Source organism: uncultured Dysosmobacter sp. (assembly GCF_947631165.1).
Lineage (GTDB): Bacteria > Bacillota > Clostridia > Oscillospirales > Oscillospiraceae > Oscillibacter.
Map to the genome: position 1 here is coordinate 20,379 of NZ_CANRKH010000032.1, position 7,210 is coordinate 27,588.

Here is a 7,210-nt window from a genome sequence, read left to right on the forward strand (position 1 = left end):
CGCCATGCTCGATATCCGTTTTGTCCGAGAAAATCCGGACCTTGTAAAAGAAAACATCAAAAAGAAGTTCCAGGAAGCCAAGCTGCCCCTGGTGGACGAGGTCATTGAACTGGACGCCCAGCGCCGGGCCGCCATCGCGGAAGCCGATCAGCTCCGCTCCGCCCGCAACAGCCTCAGCAAGCAGATCGGCATGCTGATGGGGCAAGCCAAGAAGGACCCCGGCAAACTGGCGGAGGCCGAGGCCGTCAAGGCGCAGGTAAAGGCCAACGCCGACCGTCTGGCGGAGCTGGAACAGCAGGAGACCGTACTAGAGGAGGAGCTCCGCAAGCGGATGATGGTCATTCCTCAGATCATTGATCCCTCCGTCCCCATCGGCCCCGACGACTCCGCCAATGTGGAGGTGGAGCGCTTTGGTGAAGCGAAGGTGCCTGATTTTCCCATCCCCTACCACACCGAGCTGATGGAGCGCTTTGACGGCATCGACATGGACGCCGCCGGCCGAGTCTCCGGCAACGGCTTTTATTATCTGCTGGGCGACATCGCCCGGCTCCATGAGGCCGTGCTGGCCTATGGCCGGGACTTCATGATCGGCAAGGGCTTCACCTACTGCATCCCGCCCTTCATGATCCACGGCAACGTGGTGGAGGGCGTCATGAGCCAAACCGATATGGACGGCATGATGTACAAGATCGAGGGCGAGGATCTCTACCTCATCGGCACCTCTGAGCACTCCATGATCGGCCGCTTCATCGACCAGATCCTGCCGGAAGAGGCACTGCCTCAGACTCTCACCTCCTACTCCCCCTGCTTCCGTAAGGAGAAGGGCGCTCACGGCATCGAGGAACGAGGCGTTTACCGCATCCACCAGTTTGAAAAGCAGGAGATGATCGTGGTCTGCAAGCCCGAGGAGTCCAAGGACTGGTATGAGAAGCTGTGGCGCTACTCCGTGGAGCTGTTCCGCTCTCTGGCTATCCCTGTCCGTCAGTTGGAGTGCTGCTCCGGTGACCTGGCGGACCTGAAGGTCAAAAGCTGCGACATTGAGGCCTGGTCTCCCCGCCAGCAGAAATATTTCGAGGTCTGCTCCTGCTCCAACCTGGGCGACGCCCAGGCCCGCCGCCTCCGCATCCGCTACAAGGACGAAAACGGCAAGATGCAGCTGTGCCACACCCTGAACAACACCTGTGTGGCCCCGCCCCGGATGCTCATCGCCTTCCTGGAAAACAACCTGCAGGCCAACGGCACCGTGCTGATCCCCGAGGTGCTCCAGCCCTACATGGGCGGCACCAAGGTGCTAACCCCCAAGGGGTAAATTTTCTAAATGTTGGTTTTCTCCCGGCGTGCAAGCTCCCACATAAAGGCCTTTTGTTTGGGTTGCTCCATGTTGTGGGGAGGCTGTCAACAAATCGCATGTTTCACTCCAGAAGATTATATTTTGTAATATTTTATTTTTAAAATACAGGAGGTAATCTACTTATGGCAAAGGATACCGGTTTCATCGCAGAATTTAAGCAGTTTATCGCCCGCGGCAACGTGATGGACATGGCAGTCGGCGTCATCATCGGCGGCGCTTTCGGCAAGATCTCCACCTCGCTGGTCAACGACGTCATCATGCCCGCCGTCTCCATGCTCACCGGAGGCGTAGACTTCAACAATTGGAAGATCGTTCTGAAGGCGGCCGTGGCCGGCGCCGACGGCGTCATCGACCCCGCCACCGAGGTGGCCATTCGCTACGGCGCCTTCCTGGCCACCATTCTGGACTTCCTCATCATCGCCTTCGCTGTGTTCTGCCTTATCAAGTTCATCAACGGCCTGCACCGCAAGAAGGAAGAGGCTCCCGCCGCGCCTCCCGCTCCCCCTGAGCCTTCTGCCGAGGAAAAGCTGCTGACGGAGATCCGGGATCTGCTGAAGAGCAAGTAATGGAACAGCTCCTGCGAGAGGGGCTGGCGGCCTGGGGGCTGCCCGCCGGGGGCGTTCCCGCCCTGCTGCGGTACGCGGACCTGCTGGTGGAGAAAAACAAGGTCATGAACCTGACCGCCATTACGGAGCCTGGGGAAATCGCCGCCCTCCACTTTCTGGACAGCGCAGCCCTGCTGCCCCTGGCGGACCTCCGGGGCAAGACCGTGGCGGACGTGGGCACCGGCGCCGGTTTCCCCGGCATGGTGCTGCGCATCCTGGAGCCGTCCATCCGCCTGACCCTGCTGGATTCCCTAAATAAGCGCATCGAATTTTTGAAAGAGGTCTGCCAGGATCTGAACCTGGCAGATGTGGCGTGTGTCCACGCCCGGGCGGAGGAATTTGCCGCCGACCACCGGGAAAGCTTCGATATCGTCACCTCCCGGGCCGTGGCCAGCCTGCCGCTGCTGGCGGAGCTGTGCCTGCCCCTGGTGAAGCGGGGCGGCTGCTTCCTGTCCATGAAATCGGTAGACTCCGGCGGCGAGCTTTCCGCCGCTGAAAACGCCATTGCAATCCTGGGCGGCAGCGTGGAGCGGACGGTGGATTACACGATCCCAGGCACAGATGTCCGCCACCGGCTGATCGTGATCAAAAAAGTACGGGAAACTCCAAAAAAATATCCCAGACCATTTGCAAAAATCAAGAAGAATCCGTTATAATAGCTAGTAAAGAAAGGAGGCCCTCCATGGCTTCCCTTGGACAATGCGTCGCCGTGGTCTCCGGCAAAGGCGGCACGGGGAAAACATCCTTCACCGCCGGTGTAGGCGCCGCCCTGGCTTTGGCCGGGAAGCGGGTCCTGTGCCTGGACTGCGATGTGGGGCTCCGGAATCTGGATCTGGCCCTGGGGCTTTCCGACCGGGCCTTGATGGACTTTTCCGACGTGGCCCAGGGCCGCTGCTCCCTGGCTGCCGCCGTGGTGGAGCACCCGCGGCTGTCGGGCCTGTTCCTGCTGACAGCTCCCGTCCGAGTCCGCGGCCGCCCGGTGACAAATCCGGAGATGGCTGCTCTGCTGGACCAGATCCGCAGGCAGTATGACTACTGCCTGCTGGACGCCCCGGCGGGCCTTGGCAACGGTTTCCTGCTGGCCACCTGTGCCGCCGACCGGGCTGTAGTCGTCACCACGGCAGACGCCTCCTCCCTGCGGGACGCCCAGCACACTGTCATGGAGCTGGACCGCTTTTCCAGCGGCTCGCTGCATCTGGTGGTGAACCGAGTGCGAAAAAAGCTGCTCCGCAGCATGCACGCCACCATCGACGACGCCATCGACAAGGCGGGCCTTCCCCTCATCGGCGTGGTGCCGGAGGACGACGCCCTCCCCCTCTGCCTGAACCAGAGCACGCCGTTGCTGCTGGCCGCCGGCCAAAGTCCCTCCGCCTGCGCCTACCGCAACATCGCCAAACGCCTGCAGGGCGGCAAGGCCCCCCTGCTTCGTATCAGATAGAAAGGAGTCCTGACCCATGAATATCGCGCTTATGTCTCACGACAACCGCAAGGAACTGATGGTCCAATTCTGCACCGCTTACGCCGGTATCCTGTCCCAGCACCACATTTACGCCACCAACACCACCGGACATATGGTAGCGGAGGCCACCGGCCTGAACGTTCACTGCTTTTTGACATACGCCCACGGCGGCAGCCAGCAGATCGGCGCCCGCATCGCCTACAACGAATTTGACCTGGTGATCTTCTTCAACGATCCCAGCAATGAGAGCATGGCTGACGACATCTCCTATATCTCCCGCCTGTGCGACCAGAGCAACATTCCCTTTGCCAGCAACATCGCCACGGCGGAGATGCTGGTGTTGGGCCTGGCCCGGGGCGACCTGGACTGGCGCTATATCGTCAATCCCTCCACGCGGCCCATCGCTTGACTTTTTCGGAAAAAGCGCATACAATACCACTGTTTTTACCGCGAAGATGCCGCAGCAGTAATTCAGGAACCGATCTCCAGAGAGGGGCGCGCCGCTGAGAGCGCCCTGTTCGCCCTGAACGAAGGACAGCGGCGGAGCGGGGGCGGAAACGCCCACGGCTCCCTCCCCGTACCAGGAGGCCAAAGGGGGCATTGCGCCCCGAATTTGGGTGGCACCACGAAGCGAGTTTTCGCTCTCGTCCCAAAGCTGTGGGACGGGAGCGTTGTTTTTTCTCAGCCCTCGTGAACAAATGATGATCCAACGGAAAAATAAACCCATGAAAACGCGGAAACAAGGATAAAGGAGAACAGTTTCTATGGCTAAAATGACCCCCCGGACGCTGTCCGGCTTTATGGAGCTTCTTCCCGCGCCCCAGCAGCAGATGGAGCGCATCATGGAGATCCTCCGGCGCACCTACTCTCTGTACGGCTTCAGCCCCCTGGACACCCCCGTCATCGAGTCCAGCGACGTGCTGCTGGCCAAGGGCGGCGGTGAGACGGAAAAACAAATTTACCGCTTCCAAAAGGGCGACGCGGACCTGGCGCTGCGGTTCGACCTGACGGTCCCCCTGGCCAAATACGTGGCCCTGCACTACAACGACCTGACCTTCCCCTTCCGCCGCTACCAGATCGGCAAGGTCTACCGGGGAGAGCGGGCCCAGCGGGGCCGGTTCCGGGAATTTTATCAGGCGGATATCGACATCATCGGCGACGGCAAGCTGAGCATTATCAATGAAGCGGAGATCCCCTCCATCATCTATAAGACCTTCTCGACTCTGGGCCTGAACCGCTTCCTCATCCGCGTGAACAACCGGAAGATACTGAACGGCTTTTACGCCATGCTGGGCCTGACGGAAAAATCCGGCGACATCATGCGCACCGTGGACAAGCTGGACAAGATCGGCCCAGAAAAGGTGAAGGCCATCCTGGTGGAGGACTTCGCCGTTTCTGATGCCGACGCAGATGAGATCTTGAAGTTTATCGCCATCAGCGGCGGCAATGACGCTGTGCTGTCCGCTTTGGAGGGCTACCAGGGCCGGAACGAGGTGTTCGACCAGGGCCTCAGCGAGCTGAAGACTGTGGTGCGGTATCTGGCGGCTTTCGGCGTGCCTGCCGGGAACTTCGCCGTCGATCTCACCATTGCCCGGGGCCTGGATTACTACACCGGCACCGTCTATGAGACCATTCTGCTGGACCATCCGGAGATCGGCTCCGTCTGCTCCGGCGGCCGGTACGACAACCTGGCGGAGTACTACACCGACCGCCAGCTGCCCGGCGCAGGCATTTCCATCGGCCTGACCCGGCTGTTCTACGTGCTGGGCGAGCAGGGGATGCTGAATCCCGACCTGCCCACCGCTCCCGCCGATGTGCTGATCCTGCCCATGACGGAGGATCTGTCCGCCGCCATCAGCTTCGCAACGCTGCTGCGGGAAAACGGCATCCGGGCACAACTCCACTGCGAGGAGAAGAAGTTCAAGCAGAAGATCTCCTACGCCAACAAGCTGGGCATCCCCTACGTCATCTTCCTGGGCGAGGACGAGATCAATGCCGGCGTGGTGGCCTGCAAGGACATGGCCACCGGCGAGCAGACCAAGCTGGAGCCCGCCGCCACGGTGTACCGCATCAAAGCGGGCCTGGCGGAGAAGGAAAAGGGCGCCGTCATCCTGGGATAACCGAATACCATCCACAAAAACCAAAAGATACAGAAAAAGGCTTCGTATGGGAATTCCAAAATACAACGAAATGTATCTTCCTCTGTTGAAAGCCCTTGGTGATCGCGCAGTTCATACAAACCGGGAGATGGCTGATACAATTGCCGAAATCCTTGGAATTACACAGCAAGAACGGCAGCAATTTACCCTCACCAGCGGTGTATCTGTCTTCTCAAACCGGGTAAACTGGGCCTGCACATACCTGAAAAAAGCAGGGCTGGTGGAAAGTGAAAGGCGCGGCCACCATCGCCTGACAGATGAAGGATATCAAATCCTGCAAAATCCACCCCAACTTCTGGACAACAATTTTCTTTGCAAATACCCCTCTTTTCAGGATTTTTATCTGGCAGAATCCTCCTCCGCCGAGCGAAGTTCCAGCCCCAGCGAATCAGATGAAACGCCCCAGGATTTGATCGACCACGCATTCTCTTCTCTCAACCAAAAGCTGGCTGATGACTTAATGGCAGAAATCATGTCCAAGGACCCCTCTTTTTTTGAACAGTTGGTTGTCAAGCTCCTTCAAAAAATGGGATATGGCGGTTCGGTCTCTGATTCCGGTTTTGTCACTCAGCAATCCAATGATGGCGGGATCGACGGAATCATCCGGGAAGACAAGCTGGGTTTTGACCAAATCTACATTCAAGCCAAACGCTGGGATCCCGAGAAGTCAATCAGCCGCCCAGATATTCAAAAGTTTTCCGGCGCACTTCGTGATGAAGGCGCGTCAAAAGGGCTGTTTATTACAACTGCAAAATTTTCCGACGGCGCTCGCGCCTCCGCTGAAAAGCAGCACATCGTGCTGGTAGACGGAAAACGGCTTACCCGCCTTATGATCGAATATGATCTTGGCGTCTCCCCCATCGCAAAATACGAAATCAAGACCATTGACTCTGATTTCTTTAATGGCGCAGATGAATAAAATACAAATTGGAATAAATCGACTTTATTATACTAAAAGGAGCACTACTATGATGCAGAACCGTACCCATACCTGCGGGGAACTCCGGCTCTCCGATGCCGGAAAGCAGGTGAAGATCGTGGGCTGGATGGAAAACATCCGGGAGGTCTCCTCCAGCCTGGCCTTTATCGTCGTCCGGGACTTCTACGGCACGACCCAGGTGGTGGCGGATACCGAGGAGATGGTCAGCACCTTCAAGGCCATCACCAAGGAGTCCACCATTTCCGTGGAGGGCGTTGTCCGGGAGCGGGACAGCAAGACCGCCAAGATGGCCACCGGCGACATCGAGATCGTCCCCGCGCAGGTGTCCGTCCTGGGCCGCTGCCAGCACAATGAGCTGCCCTTCCAGATCAACCGCAGCCGGGAGGCCGACGAGGCCCAGCGGCTGAAGTACCGCTATCTGGACCTGCGGAACCCGGCGGTGAAGGCCAACATCGTCCTGCGCTGCCAGGTGGTGGCCGCCCTGCGGCAGGCCATGACGGAGCACGGCTTCCTGGAGATCACGACCCCCATCCTCACCGCTTCCTCCCCCGAAGGCGCCCGGGACTACCTAGTTCCCGCCCGGAACCACCCCGGCAAGTTCTACGCCCTGCCCCAGGCTCCCCAGCAGTTCAAGCAGCTGCTGATGACCTCCGGCTTCGACCGGTACTTCCAGATTGCCCCCTGCTTCCGGGACGA

General features: G+C 59.1%; 8 protein-coding genes. All 8 read left to right on the plus strand.

Going from position 1 to position 7,210, the window contains the following annotated elements:
* Window positions 1-4 precede the first annotated feature (4 nt).
* Window positions 5-1,309: a serine--tRNA ligase gene (gene serS / locus Q0Z69_RS13180; protein WP_298034438.1), complete on the plus strand. Its 1,305-nt coding sequence runs from the start codon at window positions 5-7 to the stop codon at window positions 1,307-1,309.
* Window positions 1,310-1,473: 164 nt separating this feature from the next.
* Window positions 1,474-1,917, plus strand: coding sequence for a large-conductance mechanosensitive channel protein MscL (mscL, locus tag Q0Z69_RS13185; protein ID WP_298034441.1), 444 nt, complete (start codon window positions 1,474-1,476; stop codon window positions 1,915-1,917).
* A complete protein-coding gene (gene rsmG, locus Q0Z69_RS13190) occupies window positions 1,917-2,612 on the plus strand; it encodes a 16S rRNA (guanine(527)-N(7))-methyltransferase RsmG (RefSeq protein ID WP_298034444.1) in 696 nt (231 codons plus the stop codon). The genes mscL and rsmG overlap by 1 nt, the downstream gene beginning before the upstream one ends.
* Before the next feature lie 26 nt (window positions 2,613-2,638).
* Entirely contained in the window at window positions 2,639-3,394 is a 756-nt protein-coding gene (locus Q0Z69_RS13195; RefSeq protein ID WP_298034447.1) for a P-loop NTPase, read from the plus strand.
* A gap of 16 nt (window positions 3,395-3,410) precedes the next feature.
* Entirely contained in the window at window positions 3,411-3,824 is a 414-nt protein-coding gene (locus tag Q0Z69_RS13200; RefSeq protein WP_298034450.1) for a methylglyoxal synthase, read from the plus strand.
* A gap of 355 nt (window positions 3,825-4,179) precedes the next feature.
* Window positions 4,180-5,535, plus strand: a complete 1,356-nt coding sequence (hisS, locus tag Q0Z69_RS13205) for a histidine--tRNA ligase (protein ID WP_298034453.1) — start codon at window positions 4,180-4,182, stop codon at window positions 5,533-5,535.
* A gap of 46 nt (window positions 5,536-5,581) precedes the next feature.
* Window positions 5,582-6,493, plus strand: a complete 912-nt coding sequence (locus Q0Z69_RS13210) for a restriction endonuclease (protein ID WP_298034456.1) — start codon at window positions 5,582-5,584, stop codon at window positions 6,491-6,493.
* A 49-nt stretch (window positions 6,494-6,542) separates the two neighbouring features.
* The coding region (locus Q0Z69_RS13215; protein ID WP_298034459.1) for an amino acid--tRNA ligase-related protein at window positions 6,543-7,210 on the plus strand (668 nt) is incomplete at its 3' end.

What these genes read in the sequence shown, in the direction of transcription:
- serS (WP_298034438.1), top strand. Translation starts at nt 5, where the DNA reads ATGCTCGATATCCGTTTTGTCCGAGAAAATCCGGACCTTGTAAAAGAA.
- mscL (WP_298034441.1), top strand. Translation starts at nt 1,474, where the DNA reads ATGGCAAAGGATACCGGTTTCATCGCAGAATTTAAGCAGTTTATCGCC.
- rsmG (WP_298034444.1), top strand. Translation starts at nt 1,917, where the DNA reads ATGGAACAGCTCCTGCGAGAGGGGCTGGCGGCCTGGGGGCTGCCCGCC.
- Q0Z69_RS13195 (WP_298034447.1), top strand. Translation starts at nt 2,639, where the DNA reads ATGGCTTCCCTTGGACAATGCGTCGCCGTGGTCTCCGGCAAAGGCGGC.
- Q0Z69_RS13200 (WP_298034450.1), top strand. Translation starts at nt 3,411, where the DNA reads ATGAATATCGCGCTTATGTCTCACGACAACCGCAAGGAACTGATGGTC.
- hisS (WP_298034453.1), top strand. Translation starts at nt 4,180, where the DNA reads ATGGCTAAAATGACCCCCCGGACGCTGTCCGGCTTTATGGAGCTTCTT.
- Q0Z69_RS13210 (WP_298034456.1), top strand. Translation starts at nt 5,582, where the DNA reads ATGGGAATTCCAAAATACAACGAAATGTATCTTCCTCTGTTGAAAGCC.